At 37.2% G+C, this 19983-nt stretch carries 20 protein-coding genes; 10 read left to right on the top strand and 10 right to left on the bottom strand.

Annotated elements, in window-relative coordinates:
* Window positions 1-67 precede the first annotated feature (67 nt).
* From IWB64_RS05715 to IWB64_RS05685, 7 genes are all read left to right on the top strand, one after another.
* Entirely contained in the window at window positions 68-514 is a 447-nt protein-coding gene (locus tag IWB64_RS05715) for a hypothetical protein (RefSeq protein ID WP_194533089.1), read from the top strand.
* An 80-nt stretch (window positions 515-594) separates the two neighbouring features.
* Window positions 595-2061 carry a lipopolysaccharide biosynthesis protein gene (locus IWB64_RS05710; RefSeq protein ID WP_194533088.1) on the top strand — a complete coding sequence of 489 codons (1467 nt, stop codon included), beginning with the start codon at window positions 595-597 and terminating at the stop codon, window positions 2059-2061.
* A gap of 77 nt (window positions 2062-2138) precedes the next feature.
* Window positions 2139-2573 (top strand): dUTP diphosphatase, encoded by a 435-nt coding sequence (gene dut, locus IWB64_RS05705; protein ID WP_194533087.1) that lies wholly within the window; start codon window positions 2139-2141, stop codon window positions 2571-2573.
* A gap of 42 nt (window positions 2574-2615) precedes the next feature.
* On the top strand, window positions 2616-3557 hold the full coding sequence (locus IWB64_RS05700; RefSeq protein WP_194533086.1) for a tetratricopeptide repeat protein: 942 nt from the start codon (window positions 2616-2618) through the stop codon (window positions 3555-3557).
* 14 nt (window positions 3558-3571) lie between these two features.
* Window positions 3572-4366: a DUF4292 domain-containing protein gene (locus tag IWB64_RS05695; protein WP_194533085.1), complete on the top strand. Its 795-nt coding sequence runs from the start codon at window positions 3572-3574 to the stop codon at window positions 4364-4366.
* The gene (locus IWB64_RS05690) at window positions 4356-5585 is read left to right on the top strand and encodes a murein hydrolase activator EnvC family protein (protein ID WP_194533084.1); all 1230 of its coding nucleotides are present in this window, start codon (window positions 4356-4358) and stop codon (window positions 5583-5585) included. Before IWB64_RS05695 ends, IWB64_RS05690 begins: the two co-directional genes overlap by 11 nt.
* 7 nt (window positions 5586-5592) lie before the next feature.
* Window positions 5593-6435 carry an aldo/keto reductase gene (locus IWB64_RS05685; protein WP_194533083.1) on the top strand — a complete coding sequence of 281 codons (843 nt, stop codon included), beginning with the start codon at window positions 5593-5595 and terminating at the stop codon, window positions 6433-6435.
* A 7-nt stretch (window positions 6436-6442) separates the two neighbouring features.
* Here IWB64_RS05685 and IWB64_RS05680 read toward each other — a convergent pair whose 3' ends face one another.
* Entirely contained in the window at window positions 6443-6955 is a 513-nt protein-coding gene (locus IWB64_RS05680; protein WP_194533082.1) for an acyl-CoA thioesterase, read from the bottom strand.
* 130 nt (window positions 6956-7085) lie between these two features.
* Window positions 7086-8045 (bottom strand): HU domain-containing protein, encoded by a 960-nt coding sequence (locus IWB64_RS05675; RefSeq protein WP_194533081.1) that lies wholly within the window; start codon window positions 8043-8045, stop codon window positions 7086-7088.
* 105 nt (window positions 8046-8150) lie between these two features.
* Between IWB64_RS05675 and dprA the strand changes: the two genes are divergently transcribed.
* Window positions 8151-9254, top strand: coding sequence for a DNA-processing protein DprA (gene dprA, locus IWB64_RS05670; protein WP_194533080.1), 1104 nt, complete (start codon window positions 8151-8153; stop codon window positions 9252-9254).
* A 182-nt stretch (window positions 9255-9436) separates the two neighbouring features.
* Here the strand turns inward: dprA and trpS are convergent, their stop codons facing one another.
* Window positions 9437-10405: a tryptophan--tRNA ligase gene (gene trpS / locus IWB64_RS05665; RefSeq protein ID WP_194533079.1), complete on the bottom strand. Its 969-nt coding sequence runs from the start codon at window positions 10403-10405 to the stop codon at window positions 9437-9439.
* A 72-nt stretch (window positions 10406-10477) separates the two neighbouring features.
* Here trpS and IWB64_RS05660 point away from each other — a divergent pair, with 72 nt between their 5' ends.
* Window positions 10478-11218, top strand: a complete 741-nt coding sequence (locus IWB64_RS05660; RefSeq protein WP_194533078.1) for a lysophospholipid acyltransferase family protein — start codon at window positions 10478-10480, stop codon at window positions 11216-11218.
* Between the two features lie 16 nt (window positions 11219-11234).
* On the opposite strand, the gene IWB64_RS05655 is transcribed toward IWB64_RS05660, so the two are convergent.
* From IWB64_RS05655 to recA, 6 genes are all read right to left on the bottom strand, one after another.
* A complete protein-coding gene (locus IWB64_RS05655) occupies window positions 11235-12155 on the bottom strand; it encodes a YeiH family protein (protein WP_194533077.1) in 921 nt (306 codons plus the stop codon).
* 75 nt (window positions 12156-12230) lie between these two features.
* On the bottom strand, window positions 12231-13115 hold the full coding sequence (locus tag IWB64_RS05650; RefSeq protein WP_194533076.1) for a LysR family transcriptional regulator: 885 nt from the start codon (window positions 13113-13115) through the stop codon (window positions 12231-12233).
* A 92-nt stretch (window positions 13116-13207) separates the two neighbouring features.
* The gene (locus tag IWB64_RS05645; protein WP_194533075.1) at window positions 13208-14833 is read right to left on the bottom strand and encodes an outer membrane beta-barrel protein; all 1626 of its coding nucleotides are present in this window, start codon (window positions 14831-14833) and stop codon (window positions 13208-13210) included.
* Window positions 14834-14889: 56 nt separating this feature from the next.
* Window positions 14890-15462 carry an RNA polymerase sigma factor gene (locus IWB64_RS05640; protein WP_194533074.1) on the bottom strand — a complete coding sequence of 191 codons (573 nt, stop codon included), beginning with the start codon at window positions 15460-15462 and terminating at the stop codon, window positions 14890-14892.
* 85 nt (window positions 15463-15547) lie between these two features.
* Window positions 15548-15976 carry a hypothetical protein gene (locus IWB64_RS05635; RefSeq protein ID WP_194533073.1) on the bottom strand — a complete coding sequence of 143 codons (429 nt, stop codon included), beginning with the start codon at window positions 15974-15976 and terminating at the stop codon, window positions 15548-15550.
* Window positions 15977-16117: 141 nt separating this feature from the next.
* Window positions 16118-17128, bottom strand: a complete 1011-nt coding sequence (gene recA / locus IWB64_RS05630; protein WP_194533072.1) for a recombinase RecA — start codon at window positions 17126-17128, stop codon at window positions 16118-16120.
* Between the two features lie 520 nt (window positions 17129-17648).
* On the opposite strand from recA, the gene trhO reads away from it, so the two are divergent.
* On the top strand, window positions 17649-18680 hold the full coding sequence (gene trhO, locus IWB64_RS05625; protein ID WP_194533071.1) for an oxygen-dependent tRNA uridine(34) hydroxylase TrhO: 1032 nt from the start codon (window positions 17649-17651) through the stop codon (window positions 18678-18680).
* Window positions 18681-18683: 3 nt separating this feature from the next.
* On the opposite strand, the gene IWB64_RS05620 is transcribed toward trhO, so the two are convergent.
* Window positions 18684-19853 (bottom strand): MFS transporter, encoded by a 1170-nt coding sequence (locus IWB64_RS05620; RefSeq protein WP_194533070.1) that lies wholly within the window; start codon window positions 19851-19853, stop codon window positions 18684-18686.
* Window positions 19854-19983 lie beyond the last annotated feature (130 nt).

Raw genomic sequence — 19983 nt, 5'->3', positions numbered from 1 at the left:
TTTTTTGGTGGTAGTCTTACGACCTTCTTTACTCGTATGTATACCCAAATACATTGAAGAGACTAGTATGAAAAAATACATTTATATTTTAGGCTTAAGCTTATTTATGATTGTGGGATGTGCATCAAAAATGAAACTTGAAATGATTGCGCCATTCAGTTTGGGAGATGCATATGCTCAAAAATGGTCGGTAGAAACTCCTAAAGGTAGAGATGGGTACGAAGTAGTTGTTACTATTTTAAGTTTAAAAAACGATAAGGCCAAGCTTAAAAATATGTATTTCAAAGGTAAGAAGGCTCCAGTTTCAATCCTAATGACTGAGAAAGGCATCGTGGGTGTCGCAGAGTTTGGCGATGCGGCTGATAGTATTGAAGATTTTCCTTTTAATCTAACCGAAACGCAAGCCATTATTACATATATGCAAAAGGGTAAATTAAAATATTATAAAATAAATGGAATTAGTCAAAAGCTCCCTATTTCTTATCCGAACTTGAGGAAAAAAAATAGTCGATAGAAAAAAGAAAACTACGGCGGTTTAACTTCACTTTGCTACATCCCTTTAAATAGGTACTTTTGGATTAAAATGCAGCACTATTGAATCCGCTTAAAAAATTGTTCAAACAAACGGCTATCTACGGTCTCGCCACTGTATTGCCTAGAATGATTTCTTTCTTTTTGGTGAGGGTGCATACAGATGCTATGCCTCCGGAGATATACGGTGAACTAGCCGTAATTTTCGCTTATTTCGCTATGTTTAACGTGGTGTTGGCCTATGGTATGGAAACTGCTTTTTTTCGGTTTTACACCAAATCTGATGATAAGGAAACGGTTATTTCCACTTCGTTGACTTCTATTCTGGCGTCAACAATGCTGTTTCTGGTATTCTCGTTGATTTTTCAAAACGGAATGGCAAGTTTGTTGAACATTGACCCAAAGTACATAAAGTACGTTATTTTCATTCTTACGTTAGATGCTTTGGTAATCATACCTTTTGCGTGGTTGCGGGCTAATGAAAGACCGCTACGGTATGCAGTGGTGAAGATTTTGAATGTGGTAATTAATTTTGGTCTCACGCTATTTTTCCTTTTGTTATTGCCTAGTATTTCGGGAAGTAGTCCTGAAAGCTTCTTAGCGACCCTATACAAACCCAATTTCCAGATTACATATATAATCATAGCCAACTTGGTTGCTAGTGGTGTAACGCTCTTATTAATGTTAAAGCCATATTTGATTAGCAAGTATACTTTTGATAAGAAACTTTGGGAAGAAATGATGAAATATGCCATTCCTGTTCTGATTGCTGGAATAGCATTTTCCATAAATGAAGTTTTTGATAGGGTAATGTTAGAAGCCCTATTACCTGAAGATATAGCTAACAAAGAAGTAGGTATGTACAATGCCTGCGTAAAACTAGCATTATTCATGACGTTATTTTCTACGGCGTTCCGTATGGGTATTGAACCCTTCTTTTTTAGCCATGCGGGTACGGAGAATCCTCAGAAGGCCTATGCCCAAATCACCAACTATTTTGTAGTTCTGGGTAGCGTTATTCTTTTAGGAGTTGTCGTATTTGCGGATGTACTGAAGGTACTTTTTGTTAAAAATCCTGCATATTGGGAAGCCATGTCCGTGGTACCAATAATTCTATTAGCTAGTTTCTTTTTGGGTATCTATCACAATCTTTCAGTTTGGTATAAAGTGACTGATAAAACGCGTTATGGCGCCTTTATATCAGTGTTTGGGGCATTTATAACTATCGGTATAAATTATTTTTTTATTCCACATATTGGGTATATGGCAAGTGCTATAGCAACGGTTATGGCTTATGGCAGTATGATGGTGCTTTCGTACTATCTGGGAAAATCACGCTACCCGGTTCCATATAATTTTAGAAAAATTCTTTTCTACCTGGGCGTTTCTATTCTATTTTCCGCTCTCTCCTTTTATGTTTTTGATAGGAATTTAATTATTGGCAGTGTCTTACTTTTGTGTTACCTAGGTTTGGTGTATAAACTAGAAAATGATAAGTTGAAACAGATATTTCTAAGGCAGAAAAGTTAAGTCCGTTTTAGCTAAAGCATCCCAAAATAGTACTCGAATATAAAATCAAATTGATATTTTACAATTCAAAAAATAATATGAAAATTAAAATCATTAATAAATCGGAACATATCCTTCCACATTACGAAACCGAAACATCGGCAGGAATGGATATCAGAGCCAATATAACAGAAACGGTAACGTTACAGCCTTTGGAGCGTGCCATCATTAAAACAGGCTTGTTCATAGAGCTTCCAGTAGGTTTTGAGGCTCAGGTGAGACCAAGAAGTGGCCTTGCGGCCAAAAAAGGAATTACAGTTCTTAATGCACCTGGTACGATAGATGCAGATTACCGAGGTGAGATTGGCGTGATTTTAGTCAACCTATCTAACGAAAGTTTCGCAGTAGAAAACGGTGAGCGTATTGCCCAATTGGTAATTGCCAAGCATGAACGTGCCGAATGGAAAGAGGTTAATGAATTGTCCGAAACCTCAAGAGGTGAAGGTGGTTTTGGGAGTACGGGTGTAAAGTAACTAGCTCTTAGTTTTCAATAATAATAAGGCAGGTATTGTAGCATGAATATAAGTTCAATTATATCGACTTTTTTCTGGGGAATGTTATTCGTCTCCATAACTATCAATGCCCAAGAAACACCAGAAGTTGCAGAAAACCAAAGTGCGGAAGTTTTTCTAGATGACTATTCAGATGATTTTCAGGAGAAATTCTTTGAGGCTCTGAAACAGAAGGGCATTGAAAATTATGACAGGGCTATTAACCTCATGTTAGTATGCAAACAGTTGGATGACAAAAATTATGTGGTAGACCATGAGCTTGCCCAATTGTATTTGAAAGAGAAGCAATATGCTGTTGCAGAGCCGTATGCTTTAACTGCATTATTGGCCGAGCCCGAGAATTTGTGGTACACAAATACTTATGTAGAGATATTGCAAAAGCAGCAAAAATCCGTTGAAGGATATAAAGCACAATTACCTTTTGATAATGCTAAATTCAAGGAAAATCTTGCACTGGTCTATTACAGAAAAGGACGAGCAAAAGCTGCACAGTCTATTTTAAAGGAAACACCAGAATCTAGTTTCACTCAACAGCTGTCCGTAAAAGTAGAAGATTTGATAGCGGCTCAAGAAGCTGCAATCAAGAGCAGTTCATTTACAGTTACAAATGAAAGCAGAGCAGAATCTGGCTCTTTTGAACAATATAAAGCTCGCATTCAAGGTATGCTAAGGACCAATAACTTTCTAGCTTTGGACCAAGTTGCAGGAGAGGCTTTGGAAAGTTACCCGTCCCAACCTTATTTTTATTATGCCCAGGGGTATGCGTTCAATAAAAAAGCTAAACCACGTGATGCTATTGAGGCATTGGAAACAGGGTTGGATTATCTGGTTGGTGATATTGCTTTGGCCAACAAAATTTATCAAGAACTGGCAGATGCTTATAATTCCGTTAACAATTCAGTCAAGGCAAATATGTATCTTCGTAAGATAAAACCTGGGTTTTAAACTTTACAAAGACTATGGCGTTACCCTTACGAATTGCTTTGCGCTTAATGGCGCTGGTTTCACTTTCCTTTTTTCTTTCCTGTAAATCAACAAAAGTATTGGCTGACGGAAAGGTTGATGACAATCTTTCTGCGAAAACCATTGTGAGAAATCACTATGCAAATACAACCAATTTTAATACGTTAACCGGTAAAATGCGGATTGATTATTCCGATGGAGAATCGTCGCAAGGTGTTTCCGTGAGCTTGCGAATGGAAAAAGATAAAGCTATTTGGATGAGTGCTCCGTTAGGTATGGTCAAAGCCTATATTACGCCTGGTAGAGTTACTTTTTATAATAAATTGCAGAATGAATATTTTGATGGCAATTTTGAGTACCTCAGTAATTTTTTGGGTACCGAACTGGATTTTAAGCAAGTACAAAATATGCTAATGGGCCAAGCACTTTTTAATCTTAGAGATGCCAAGTATGATGCATCGGTAGTAAATGGAGATTATCAGCTGAAGCCAAAAAAAGCAATGGACCTTTTTAAGGTGATGTTTCAAATAGAACCCAAGAACTTTAAAATGGCCTCCCAGCAGCTTTCTCAACCTTTAAAGAAAAGATTGTTACAAGTAAATTATACGGATTATCAGAAGATTGGAAAGTATGTTCTTCCGCAACGTATTGCTGTTGCCGCTATTGAGGGAGAAGAACGAAAGACTGTTGATATAGAATATAAGAACATTGAATTTGACCAGCCAATAAATTTTCCGTATAAAATACCGAAAGGTTTTAAAGAAATCTCATTAACTGACGATGCGCGGTAACAAGCACTATATCGTTGTTTTTCTTTTTGTCTGTTTGTTTGGATTGAGCTTTGTTTGTGCTCAAAATGCCGATCAGGAAGCTCTTGAAGCGAAGCGTGAGAAATTGCAAAAAGAGATTGAACAGATTAATTACTTGCTTTTTGATCAAAAGAAAAAGAAAGGTAATGTAATTGATCAGATGGAGGCCTTGGATAATAAAATCAAGGTGAGGCAAGAGCTTATAGATGTCACCAACAAGCAATCTAATCTTCTCAACCGTAGAATTAATGCCAACATCAAGGTCATTTCCGGTTTAAGAAATGAGTTAGATAAGCTCAAGGATGATTATGCAATGATGATCCAAAAGGGATATCAAAGTAAAATTCAACAAAGTAAATTAATGTTTTTGTTGTCTTCTGATGATTTCTATCAAGCATTTAAACGTATACAATATATTAAGCAATACACAGAATTTAGACGAAAGCAAGGGGAACAGATAGTTGTTAAGACGGAAGAACTAAGTAAATTGAATATGGACCTTAGTGTCCAGCAAAAAGAAAAAGACCGCTTAATTGCAGAAAACTTAAAGGCAAAAAAAGCGATGACGCAGGAGAAGGAAGATCATCAAGCACTTTTGGGAACTATTCGTAAGAGCGAAACAAAATTTGCGGCACAGATTAGGGATAAGCAGAACCAAGCCAAAGAGATTGATCGGCAGATTGAACGATTGATTCGTGAAGCCATTGCTGCATCAAACAAAGAGGCTGGAAAGAAAAGTGATGACCCTAGCAAATTTTTATTGACACCAGAGGCTGCTATCGTAGCCAACAGTTTTACCGCTAACAAGGGTAGATTAATATGGCCGGTTGAAAAAGGTTTTAAAAGCCAAGGGTTTGGGGTGTACGCAGATGCTATCTATCCAGGTATAAAACACCAAAGTAATGGTGTGGTTATTACTACGGATCAAGGTGCTAAAGCTCGTGCTATATTTAGGGGTGAGGTAATTGCTATTCTCTCTATTCCTGGCGGTAATAAAGCTGTGCAGTTAAAGCATGGTAACTTTATAAGTACTTACTATAACCTCTCTATTTTATATGTAAAGAAGGGAGATAATGTTGAAGCTAAGACGGAATTGGGTGAGATTTATACCAATCGGTCTAACGGACAGACAAAACTGAAGTTTTACTTACACCAGAACACTTCTAAATTAAACCCTGAGGAGTGGGTGTACCAATTATAAGAACACTATGAAAAAGATAACAGACTTGCAAGGCTCGTTTAGGTTAAACAACGGTGTAGAAATGCCTTATTTTGGATTGGGAACCTATTTGGCAGACAATGACCAAGAAGTTATTGACGCCGTTAAAAATGCTTTGAACACTGGTTATAGACATATTGATACGGCTGCCGCTTATAAGAATGAAGAAGGAGTAGGTAAAGGTATTAGGGAAAGCAATGTAGCTCGTGAAGAGGTGTTTCTAGTTTCAAAACTATGGAATGCAGACCAAGGTTACGAAAGTACTTTAAAAGCCTTTGAGGAGAGTTTGGAGCGTTTAGGAGTTGATTACCTAGACCTGTATTTAATTCATTGGCCCGTGGCAGGAAAATACAAGGATACTTGGCGAGCTATAGAGAAATTGTATCGTGAAAAGAAAATTAGAGCTATTGGGGTAAGTAATTTTTTACAGCACCATTTAGAGGATTTATTGGAAACCGCTGAAGTTGTACCGATGGTCAATCAAATGGAGTTTCATCCATATTTGGTTCAACAAGATTTAATCGACTTTTGCAATTCTAAAGGGATTCAGTACGAATCTTGGTCGCCTTTTATGCACGGTAGACTTTTTGATGGAAAATCAGAGGTGTTTTCTGAACTAACAAACAAATATAACAAGTCAATAGCACAGATTGTTTTACGTTACAATTTGCAGAAAGGAATTGTGGTTATTCCAAAAACGGTACATGAAAATAGGATCAAGTCAAACGCCGATATTTTCGACTTTGAGCTTTCTGAAGCCGATATATCTTGTTTAGATAGTCTGGACAAAGGGGAGCGAACGGGACCTGATCCTGATAATTTTGATTTCTAACAAAGTATTAGTCCATAAATAGGGCTTTTAGTTCTGTGGCATCATGAGGGTCCATTTTACCTGCTAAAACCAGACTTAGTTGCTTTCTGCGTAAAGCACCTTCATAGCGTTCTTGTTCAAGTGCGGTTTCAGGTTGTAAAGGTGGTACTACTGTAGGTCTTCCAGTATCATCTACAGCTACAAAGGTATAAATAGCCTCATTGGCTTTAGATTTTTCACCAGTAAAACGATCTTCCATCCAAACATCAATATAAACTTCCATAGAAGTTCTAAAAGCACGTGAAACGGCTGCGTCTACCGTAAGGACACTTCCTACAGGTACCGATTGATTAAAGGCAACATGGTTTACCGAAGCGGTAACGGTAATACGTCTACTATGACGACGTGCAGCAATACTTGCGGCGCGATCCATTCGGGCCAAAAGCTCACCGCCAAATAGATTATTAAGGGGGTTGGTCTCACTTGGGAGTACCATATCGGTCAATATAGTTCTAGAATCACGGGGATTTTTAGCCTGCATATATCAATTTTTGGGCAAAGATACCTATTTTATTGGGCATAATGATGTAACAGTAAACTACGGTTTAGGGGTTAAATCGAAAAGCTTGAAATTAGCTTTTTATGAAGAAAATTATAAGATAAATGGATTACTAGTGACCTGATTTCAACCAAGCATCTTTCTGCGTAAGTTTAATTTGACGAAGTGCCTCTAAAGCTTTATTCGAATCAGTAAAACTATCATAAGCAACCAAATATAGACCAAAAGGATTTGTGCCAATATAAGAAGGGTTAAAGCCTTTGAGCTTAAGTTGCTCTATCTTCTTATCAGCATTGGTCCGGTATCTGAATGCACCTGCAATAATATGATGCATGCGTGCTTCAGCTATATTTGTAACTGCTTTTTTTGAAGTTTTAAGCGTAATGGTTGGTAACTCTAGTGGTTGTGCATCAAAAAAGGTAGCTTCTTGAATGCGTTGTGACACTTGTTGTTCAGCATCTTGGCGAGCCAATTGTTGGTTATTCTCGTTAGATTTATAAAATTGGAAACCTGTTACACCCAGCGTCAAAGCAATAAGGGCAACTGCCGCATATTTCAAATAAGGACGAAGTGTGAGTGCTTCACGTTTTTCTGGTGTAAAGGCAAACGGAACTTTTTCTTCTAGTTTTGCTACTTCTTCTTTTAGGACTTCGCGGGTTACCGGTGCCGAAACAAAAGAAGACATTCCAAAAGAAGCTGTTAGGTAATTAACATTACCTGAAGGTTGAAATTGGATTTTATCTTCTGAACTGTACCAAAGTGTTCCGATATCGGATAACTGTAATTGTCCGCCTTTTTTGAGGTCAGCTTTCCATTCAGCTACTATATCACTTACTTCCTTCAACATTTCTTCAAAAGAAATATTTTGGGCCTCAGCGGCATATGAAACCAATAGTCCGTCATTTGACAACAATTGTTGGTTGAATGAAACGGTCTTTACCGGTGGATAAAAAGTGTTAGTACTTTCATGTATAACAGCCGATTTTTGTTCCGTTAAAAAAGCTCCAAAACCTGGTACAACTACACAGTTATAGCGGTACATTAATTCGGAGATATAGCGTTCTAGTCCCATAGAACACAAATATGGAAAAAATTATAGGGTCAGACCAGTGGCAACATAACTTTTTATTAACATTATAATTTGTGTATTTTGTGGATAACTTTGATGCTTCTATAAATGACTACAGATGAATTGCTTGCGATTTTACGATTACAAGGTGCTCCAAAAATTGGAGATGTAACAATTAAGAAACTTATTGGGCATTGTGGAAGTGCCAGTGCTGTCTTTAAAGAAAAAAGACAAAACCTTTTAAAAATTGACGGTATAGGAACGCATGCTTTAAGAGGTTTGTATGATGGAGAACATCAGGAATCTGCCGAACAGGAATATGAATACATAAAAAAGAACGGTATTGGTTTTTCTTATTTTATGGATGACGATTATCCGGCTTACTTAAAACATTGTATTGATAGTCCGGTGTTACTTTATAAAAGGGGTAACATTGATTTAGAAGGGCGTAAAGTTATCAGTATTGTAGGAACACGTAATATAACCAGTTATGGTACGGCGTTTTGCGAGAAGTTCATAGAAGACATAGCCCCATTAAACCCTATTATAATAAGTGGTTTTGCCTATGGTGTTGATATTACTGCTCAAAAGGCAGCCGTTAAGCATGATTTGCAAACTATAGGTTGTTTGGCGCATGGACTCAATCAGATATATCCTAAGGTGCACAACAAGTATGTTCAGGATGTAGAAAAAAATGGTGGATTTTATACGGAGTTTAGAAGTACCAGTAATCCAGATCGTGCTAATTTTTTAAAACGGAACAGGATTATTGCCGGTATGAGCGAAGCTACGGTGGTTATAGAGTCTGCCGAAAAAGGAGGTAGCTTGGTTACCGCTGATATCGCGAATAGTTATAACCGAGATGTGTTTGCCGTACCGGGAAGAGCACAAGATAAATATAGTTCTGGTTGTAATAATCTTATAAAACAGCAAAAGGCACATATGATGACGTCCGCTGCAGATTTGGTGTATTTGTTAGGATGGGACATTGCCGAGAAAGAAACTAAAACAATTCAAAAACAACTCTTTGTAGAGCTTGAACCTGCAGAGCAATCCATTTATGATTATTTACAGAAAAATGGGAAGCAATTGTTGGATAGTGTGGCCTTGGAATGTAAGCTACCTGTATTCAAAGTATCTTCTACACTTTTGAATATGGAAATGAAAGGTGTCATACGTCCCCTACCCGGAAAACTCTTCGAAGCTATTTAACATAAACAAAAAATAAAACTTTAAAACTACCGACTGACTGGTTTGTAAAATTACTCCCAAAGCTCAAAGAATAGCTTTATTGGGGCTTTATCGGTAAAAAACCTCCTGAAAACCGAGCGATTCTAGTTTATTTTAAAGCATTATAAAAACAAAACCGACCAAGTGGTCGGTTTTGTTAAATTTTAATATCCCAGTTTTGCGCGTACTCTTTGGAGTACACCATCCGCAACTTTATGTGCTTTTTCAGCACCTATTGCTAGGGCATCATCAATTTCTTTAGTGTTGTTCATGTAGTAATCATACTTCTCCCGAGCATCACCAAATTTGTTAACAATGACTTCGTAAAGTGCTTGTTTGGCATGACCATAGCCATAATTACCAGCAAGGTAATTGGCGCTCATTTCTTCAATCTGTTCTTGAGCGGCCAGTATTTTATAAAGTGCAAAAACGTTATCGTTAGTTGGGTCTTTTGGTTCTTCCATTGGCGTACTATCTGTCTGTATGCCCATGATTTGTTTTCTCAATTTTTTATCGGTCTGAAAAAGGTTGATGAGGTTGCCTCTACTCTTGCTCATTTTCTCACCATCTGTTCCAGGAATGTACATTGTATTTTCTTGAACCTTTACTTCTGGAATGACAAAGGTTTCACCCATTTGATTATGAAAACGAGAAGCTACATCCCTAGTCATCTCTAAGTGCTGCATCTGATCTTTTCCTACCGGAACAATATTGGCATCATATAAAAGAATATCTGCGGCCATCAACATAGGGTATGTAAATAATCCTGCGTTCACATCATCAAGACGGTCCGCTTTATCTTTGAACCCGTGAGCTAATGTTAATCTCTGAAAAGGAAAGAAACAACTTAAGTACCAAGAAAGTTCAGTGGCCTGGGGAACATCGCTTTGACGATAAAAAACAGTCTTTTCAATGTCCAATCCAAAAGCAAGCCAAGTGGCAGCAATGGAGTAGGTGTTTCTGCGTAATTCTTCCGCATTTTTAATCTGTGTGAGGGAATGCATATCCGCAATGAACAAAAACGATTCGTTCTTTGGGTCTTGCGCCATTTCTATTGCTGGCATGATTGCACCTAAAATATTTCCTAAATGTGGTGTGCCTGTACTTTGTATTCCTGTTAATATTCTTGCCATTTGCTTGTTTTCAAAGAAGCCCAAAGATAAAAGAAATGTATTATACCTCGTAAAATTGTTACTTTTGATTTTATGCCCAGACTACTTAAAAAAATAGGCTACACCTTGTACCGTATTTGGTTCTATATTTTGGTTGCCTTGCCCATCCTATTATTTTTTCCGTTTTTATTGATTAGTACTTTGTCCGAAAAGTGGTATCCCCAATTTTTTTGGATGGCTAGAAACCTCTGGGCTACACCTATTTTATATGGTATGGGCTGCCCGCCAAAAGTATTTTGGGAGCAAAATATAGAAAAGAGAAAAAGCTACATGCTTGTGGCGAATCACACTAGTATGTTAGATATTATGCTGATGCTCTACATTAGCAAAAACCCTTTTGTTTTTGTGGGGAAGAAAGAATTGGCTAAAATCCCTCTTTTTGGATTTTTCTTTAAACGGGTCTGTATTATGGTGGATCGTAGTGATGCCAAAAGCAGAACGGCAGTTTATAGACGAGCCCAAAAACGGTTGGCTCAAGGTTTAAGTATCTGTATTTTTCCTGAAGGGGGCGTTCCTGATGATGAAAGTATTGTTTTGGATTCTTTTAAAGATGGTGCTTTTAGAATGGCCATAGCTCATAAAATACCGGTCGTTCCAATTACGTTCTATGATAATAAAAAGCGATTCTCTTTTTCTTTTTTTAGCGGTGGCCCGGGCCGAATTCGAGCTAAGGTGCATAAGTTTTTCAAAACTGAAAGTCTTTCCGAACCCGATAAGGTTAACCTGAGAGAAAACGTTAGAGCTGTTATTCTGAAAGAACTTCAAACAAGATAACCAGTGTATACTAAAACTAATATAGAATATACGTTAAGGAAAGGACGGATATAAAAACCCAAAGTAAAACCGCCAGAACCATGGGCTTTACACCTGTTTGTTTTAAGTCTCGTAAGGAGATGGTAGAACCCACAAGAAACAAAGTAAGTATTAGCAAGTGCTTAGAGCTAGATACTAAAAAACTAGTTGCTGGGGCTGGTATGAGATGATAGCTGTTTATGATGATGGCCCCTATAAAAAGAAGAATGAAATAAGGCATTTTTACTTTTTCGCTTTTCGTTTTAAAAACAAACATAGAAAGTAAGGATAAAGGTATTATCCAAAGCATTCTAGATAATTTTACGGTTGTTGCAATCCGCAAAGCTTCATCGCCATAACCAATTGCCGCACCAACTACAGAACTTGTATCATGAATAGCAACCGCACACCAAAGACCAAATTGATGTTGGGTTAAGTTGAGGTAATGCCCAACTGCCGGAAAAACAAACAAGGCTACGGAGTTTAGAAGAAAAACAACGGCCAACGCAATGCTAATGACCCTACTCTTAGCATTTATTACAGGCGAAATAGCTGCAATAGCACTACCACCACAAACCGAAGTTCCGGAAGTAATAAGATGCCCTAACTTAGTGTCTAATTTTAAAAATCTAGTTAGTAAAAACCCAAGGCTTACAGTTAATATAATAGAGAGAAAAGTTAAGGTAAATCCTTCTTTGCTGGTTTCCAACGTTTCTTTTAGGAACATACCAAAACCAAGACCCACTACTGCTATTTTAAGAAATGAATGAATAGCTTTATGACAATGGTCTTTAAAAGGATTGTCAAAGAATAAAGTAAATCCAAAACCAAGTAGCAAGGCAGTAGGGCTATTGACCCATCCGCTAAAAACGAAAAGAGCAATACCTAAAAACACCACTTTTGCTATTCTATCTTTCATATTACCCTGATTTGATAATACAAAAGTAAGCGAGTTAAATTACTTTTAAGCAATTTAAAATGCTATATGAAATAACTAAAAGTTATAGTTGTTTCTGGCGAATTTTTCAAAGTAGTCCATTACATTGGACTGGTAACCAGTTCTTGATACAAAATAAAACCAGCGTTCAATGGTCACATTCTTAATGTCTATAATTTTAAGTTTGTTGGCAACGAGGTCTTCATTAATGGCGTGAATTGAGAGCAACGCAAAAGTATCTGAATGGTTAAGGTAGTTTTTAATGGCCTCCGTGCTGTTCAGGGTTACTATATTGTTCAGTTTTTTAATCTGATATTCTTTTATAAACTCATATATGATTTCTCTGGTTCCCGAACCCATTTCTCTCTCGATCATGGGTAGTTTTTGAAGCGTTTCTGTGCTTATGGTACTTTGTTTGAACGCATGGTTCTTGACACTGGTAACCAATACAATTTCGTCTTTTATAAACTTTTTATAATGCAGTTTGCGGTTGGTATTGCTTCCTTCGGTAATACCAAAGTCTAATTGTTGGTTCAGTATAGACTCTTCTATTTCTTCTGAATTACCACTTTTAATATCAAAATTGGTATGCGGATGTTGCGTTCTAAACTTGGCAATAATCTTTGGAACGATATGATTGACTAATGTGGTACTGGCCCCAAAATGGATTGAATCTGGAATATGTTCTTTTTGATGTAGAAATTGATTCTCTATTTCGGCATGGATTTCTAATATTCTATTGGTATATACTAAGAACGCTTTGCCATCTTCTGTAAGTTCAATAGAATTACGTTTCCGAAGAAAAAATGTAGTTTTATATTCATCTTCAATACTACGGATGGCTTTAGAAACGGCAGGTTGCGAAATAAATAACTGTTCAGCTGCCTTTGTAAAGCTAGAGTGCAATGCTACCGCCTTAAAAATTTGAAGTTTCTGTTTCATCAACTTAAATAATCAGATAATTATTTGGTAAACCTATGCATAATTAAGGAAAATCAATAAATTCAGGTAATTCGAAATGCTTGGATGAAATTTTAGAATTTGAAATTAAGACCGCTATACACCCCAATTGAAAACGGTCTAAAATCGCCCGATACATCTGAAAAGGTATTTAGTTGATATTTAAAAACGGGTTCTACGTTGAAGCGAATCTTGGGTGTAAATTTATAATTAACCCCAAAACCAATGTTCGTACTAAAGTTAACAGAGTTCACGTTGTTTGCCTCACCTATTTCCGTAGTTAATTCACCAGAAGTGAGAGTTACAGAATTGTCAATTAAGAAGAGCGAACTAATTCCGCCAAGGATATTTAATCCAAACTTACGGTCTATTAAAGCATAATCTAGCTCTAATGGCACTTCTAGATAGTCAAATTGCTGTGCCATAGTTCCGTCTCTCTGCGAGCTACTAGCATTAGATATCTCAAAAGCGAACATAGAATCAGAAGTTGGTGAACTACTAAAATTACCGCTTTGGCTGGTAACCACTATGTTTTTGGCGGTACTAGTATAGTCTATATTTTGTATTTTTTCGGTAGAAGCTTCTTGTAGGGTAGATGAAAAACCCACGCCATTAGTATCATACCCGTAATCTACTTTATTCAGCCCTGATCGGATGCTTAATTTTTTATTTATTGCATAGGCAACAGTAAGCCCGTAGCTGAGGTTGGTATTACCGGACTTTGAGTTTTCGTTAAAGATGGAATTAACCGGTGATCCTTCACCAAGGGCATTGTAGTAAACCGGAGCAATATTGGGTCCTGCAGACCAACGCCCACTTTTATCTGCGTTTATAATTTCTTCCTCAGTTTCATTTTCATCAAAAATAGATTTCTTTTCTGTCTCCTTTTTTTCTTCTGGTTCTAAGGTGTTTTCCGTAACCACAGATTCACTTATTATATCAGGGTTATCGACTATATTCCTTTTGCTAGTCGAATTTTCAAAATCATCTGTATTAGCTTTTTGGTTGTTAGAACTGTTCTCTTTTGATGCAATACTTGCCGCTTCAGCTGGATTATTTTTAGATGAATTAAAATCATCATTTGACCGAGAATCGTCTGATGAGATAAGGGCTTTTTGATTTTTTTCAGACCCAAAAGCATAATCGACTTTATCTGAATTTTTGGTGTCGGTTTTTGCGTTTACCGCATCTTCTATTTTGTCGACTTGAGCAAGCTCAGTGTCTTGAGCCGTTTTAAAAGCTGGAGTATGGCCACTCTTATTTTTAGCATCTTTTTTGGCTGCCTCCGCACTTAAGGCATTAGAATTCCTATCTTCTTTTTTCTCTTGATAAGAGTTAGTAGTCGTATTAGCAACATTGTCTGCTTTGGAACTAATTACAACTGCTTCATCTATATTTTCAGCTGGCTTTATAATAGACTCATTGGTATTTTTTAACGAGTCATCCTTAGTGGTATTAACCTTTTCGGTGTTAGATATAATATTTGGAGCTACGTCATTTTTTGAAAAAGGGTAGAATGCAACAAGAGCAATAACCAAAGCTGCCGCTGCGCCACCTAATGTCCACCAGATAGGAATGACCCTTTTCTTTTTCTTTTTATCCAAAGAGGCCTCAATGCCGTTCCAGACCTTTTCGTCCGGAATTTCCTCGAAGTCGCGAAACTTCTCTTGGAACAAATTATCTATATTTTTCTTACTCATCCTTCAATGCTTAGGTACTCGGTATTTTGTTTTTTTGATGTACTATTTTCCAAAGGCTAAACGCAAAATCCTAATAAAAAGAAGATGAGTAGACCAATGATGGCTTTATTCTTTGTAATTTCTATTTTTTCTCTTAAAAGTTTTCGGGCACGGGCCAGGTTACTTTTTGATGTGCCTTGTGTGGTGCCTAAAAGCTCACTGATTTCTTTATGGGTATATCCGTCAAGAACATAAAGATTGAATGTTAGGCGATACTTATCCGGCAGTTCTTGAATGTGCTTCAGTAAAGTGTCTAAATTTACGTGTTCATAATCTCCGTCTACCTCCGGTTCTGCCTCTTCCGTATTTTCTGTCACCAAACTAAGTGGCTCCTCTTTGCGATACTTTTGAAGAACCGTATTCACGGTAATACGTTTAAGCCATCCTTCAAAAGAACCTTTAAACTTAAATTGATCAACTTTTTTATAGATGACCATAAAACTGTCATGTAGGTTGTCTTCGGCCTCTGTTTTGTTGCGCGAATACTTCAGGCAGATACCAAACAATATTCGGGAATAATCCCGGTACAATTGTTCTTGTGCCTGTCTGTTGCCCTTCTTACAGTTATTTATGAGTTCTTCTAGACCCAAAGCGGTATGGTGTTTTTAAAAACTTGTGGTTTACAGGCTTTGAAAGAATGTATTAGAAATTTTTAATGGCTTAGGTTAAAGATAATTATTCTTTTACCGGCACTTCTATTTCTAAAAATTCGGGTTCACTTTCCGTATTATCACCGGTATAAAATCTAAAAATATACGGTTTGGTATAGAGTACCTCAAATTGAAATCCGTCTTGTAATTCGTCATTAACTTCAATACAGTTTTCTTTATCCAGCGTAATACCTACTGCAGATACGGTTCTAATTTGTGTACTATCCGTAAACGAACGTCGTACATCAAACTGGTCTAGTAGGGTGCAATCGTCCGGTCTAAGAATATTCACATCTACAGTATACACTCGACCTAATTCAAATGTATCAGGTAAACTGGCATTGGTTATGTGAAGTGGTGTGTATTGAAAGTTTACGCGATCGTCATCTAAGCTACAAGATGCGATAATTAGCAAGGATGCTAAGCCTAAAATCTTAAGGTATGATTTCCTCATAGTACTTCAATTTTTCTTAGTAGATGAAAAATAGATGCAAGGGTTGCGTGAAGTAGCTTTAAGCTATAATAAAAAGTTGCGCCGATAAGAAACAACGATGTTTGTTGTTTCTTATCGGCGCAAATATATAAGAAGAAGTATTTATGCGTCTTTAAGGGCTTTTATAGCAGCTCTTATTTTCCCATCTAATTCTTCAAAAAGTTCTGGATTATCTAGTAACAAAGATTTAACTGCATCACGACCTTGTCCTAATTTAGTATCGCCATAACTGAACCATGAACCACTTTTCTTGATTATTTCATACTCTACACCAAGATCAATGATCTCACCAACTTTAGAAATTCCTTCGCCGTACATGATATCAAACTCAGTAGTTCTAAATGGCGGAGCTACTTTGTTCTTTACCACTTTTACACGTGTTTTGTTACCTTGAACATTACCGTCTGTATCCTTAATTTGTGTAGATCTACGAATATCAAGTCGTACTGATGCGTAAAATTTTAATGCGTTTCCACCAGTAGTAGTTTCAGGGTTTCCGAACATTACACCAATTTTCTCACGTAATTGGTTAATGAAAATAACCGTACAGTTGGTTTTGCTAATAGACCCAGTAAGTTTACGAAGTGCTTGCGACATCAACCTTGCGTGAAGTCCCATTTTAGAGTCTCCCATTTCGCCTTCAATCTCACTCTTTGGAGTTAAAGCAGCAACGGAGTCAATCACAACAATATCAATAGCTCCTGAACGGATAAGGTTATCGGCTATTTCTAATGCTTGTTCACCATTATCTGGTTGAGAAATAATAAGGTTGTCTATATCTACACCAAGCTTTTGCGCATAAAAACGGTCAAAAGCATGCTCTGCATCAATAAACGCAGCAATACCCCCATTTTTTTGAGCTTCCGCCATGGCATGTAGCGTTAAAGTGGTCTTACCAGATGATTCTGGACCATATATTTCAATGACTCTGCCACGTGGGTAGCCGCCAACTCCTAAGGCTATATCTAGGCCTAATGAACCGGAAGGAATGACTTCAACATCTTGAACCACACTATCTCCCATTTTCATTACGGCACCTTTTCCGTAAGTCTTGTCCAATTTATCCAAGGTCAACTTAAGGGCCTTGAGTTTTGCATCTTTTTCCGAGCTCATATTTTCTTTTTTTTAAGGGTTGCTAAATTACCATTTCTTTTATCATAATGCCAGTTCTATGCTTCATTTTCTAAAAAAGGGCAACTAGTTTTTAACTTATTCTCAATACGTTAAAATTTTCAAAATTGATATTTAAGCCTGTAAGGCATAAGATTATTAACCGTCTAAAGATATGTGTTTATTAAAAGTTGTTTCTCTGACGCAACCCTTAGAATGGCGTCGTATCTTATTTAAAATATTGTTTTGATTTAATAATCGGAAACTAACTCAAATAAGCTTCCCTTTTTAGTGTTAGGGAGCAATGGAGACCAGTTCCTTTTTTATGTGTTTTTGAAAGATGCTATGAAAAAGAAAAATAGGAACGGTCAATTAGAGCCTTGGTATTTTACCAGGGCTCTTTTTATTTTTACTGTGGATGTTGGTCTGGGAGACTTAATTCTATACATAGAAAAGAATTATCAATATTTCTTATCTTTGCGGCCTTAGAAAACTCTTTATAAACTTAAAACATTGGTATAGCATGCAACTGTACAATAACTTAAGTGCAAAAGAAAGAGCGGCTCTTATTGAAGAAGCCGGGCAAGAACGTTTGACCATCTCTTTCTACAAATATGCACAGATTGGCAATCCTGAACTATTAAGAAATCACCTTTTCATTAATTGGAACGAACTAGACGTTCTTGGGCGTATCTATGTGGCTAATGAAGGTATAAACGCCCAATTATCTATTCCTGCGGAGAATTTTGAACTGTTTAAGGCTCATTTGGACAGCATCACCTTTTTAGAAAATGTACGATTGAATATAGCCATAGAGCAGGATAATCTTTCCTTTTTGAAACTGAAGGTTAAGGTTAGAAAAAAGATTGTTGCAGATGGCCTGGTAGATGAAACTTTTGATGTTACAAACAAAGGAATTCACGTTGGTGCTGAAAAATTTAATGAACTAATTGATGACCCAGATACCATTTTGGTAGATATGCGTAATCATTACGAGAGTGAAATTGGTCATTTTAAGAATGCCATAACTCCGGATGTAGATACGTTTAGAGATTCGCTAGATATTATAGAAAAAGACCTCGCAGACCATAAGGAAGATAAAAAACTGGTAATGTACTGCACCGGTGGAATACGTTGCGAAAAAGCAAGTGCCTATTACAAGCACAAAGGTTTTAAACAAGTCTATCAATTAGAGGGCGGAATAATTGATTATACCCGCCAAGTAGAGAACAAAAAACTGGAAAATAAATTTCTAGGTAAAAACTTTGTCTTTGACCACCGCCGTAGTGAGCGGATTACAGATGACGTTATTGCGAATTGTCACCAATGTGGGAATCCTTGCGATAACCACGTAAACTGCGCCAATGAAGCTTGTCATCTTTTGTTTATTCAATGTGAGGAATGTGCTGAAAAAATGAATGACTGCTGTTCGGACTCATGTAAAGAAGTGCATGAATTGCCTTTTGAAGAGCAGAAAAAATTACGCAAGGGTAAAGGGGCCAGTAACAAAATCTTCAAAAAGGGGAGGTCAGAAGTACTTAAGTTTAAAAACTAAGTTTTACATATTCTTATCGCCGTATATTAAATGGGCTACTAGGGTTGTGACCGAAAGGATAAGCCCTAAAATGGAGACACCTACCCATTGGTAATGTTGCCATGCGAAGGCACCTAAAATTGTTCCCAGAGCTCCTCCTAGGAAAAAGATAACCATGTACACGGTGTTTATCCGGTTGCGGGCATTTTCGTTTCTAGAGAATATAATATTCTGGTTGGCAATATGAAGCGATTGTTGCCCAAGGTCTACCAAGATAACCCCAATGACAATGCCCATGATAGAATGATGAGAAAACAAAAATACAGACCAAGAAAGAATTAGAATAAGGGTTGATGAAATAATGATTCGGTTTTTACTCATTCGATCACTTAGCTTCCCTACTACGGTAGCCGCCAAAGCCCCTACAATACCAATGAGGCCAAAAGTTCCGGTAATGCCGCTACCATAACCAAAATTATCTTCCATAAGAAAAACCAAGGTGGTCCAAAAAGCACTTAAACCAGCAAATGAAAGTCCACCTCGTATTGCGGCAAGGCGCAAAGGCTGCTCGGTTCTGAAGAAATGAATTAATGATTTCATTAAATCCATATACTTGCCTTTGTAGACCGGCTCAACCTTTGGCAGTTTAAATTTCAGAACTATGAATAAAACAAACATCATAGCCGTCGCTACAAAATACATGGTGCGCCACCCAAACTGTTCGCCAACAAAACCACTAATTGCTCGGCTCCCCAGAATACCGATAAGCAAACCGCTCATAACTATTCCTATGGCACGGCCTCTATTTTCAGCGTTAGACAATTGTGCGGCCATGGGAACGAACAACTGTGGCAAGGCAGATGTACACCCTATAAAAAAGCTAGAAACAACAAGAAGCCATAAGGAGGTAGAGAAAGCAGCGGCCAGTAATGAGAGAAGCATGAATAGAAAATCAATTTTCAATATTTTTTGATTGGAAACCATATCACCTAGCGGAATTACAAACAATAAACCAAACGCATAACCCAATTGTGTGGCCAAAGCAACATTGCTTACTGCAGATTCGGTAACACCAAAACTCACAGAAATCATGTGTAGTAAAGGCTGGTTGTAGTAGAGATTTGCCGCGACCAAGCCTGCTGAGAGGCTCATGAGGTAGAGAACGGTATTACTAAGTGTTTTTTGTTTTTCCATGTAATGCAGCATCAATTTTTTAAAACAGAGCCAAATTTGGCGCAAAGGAACGAAGAACCTGTGTAAGTTGAGATAACTTTCTATCACATTAAAAATTTAGTACCTTTACATATAAAATTAGTAAGAACCC

Origin of the sequence: Zobellia nedashkovskayae, from assembly GCF_015330125.1 — a bacterium.
Taxonomy (GTDB): Bacteria; Bacteroidota; Bacteroidia; order Flavobacteriales; family Flavobacteriaceae; genus Zobellia; species Zobellia nedashkovskayae.
The sequence above is the reverse complement of the archived record's forward strand: the minus strand, read 5'-3'. Positions and strand labels throughout refer to the sequence as shown.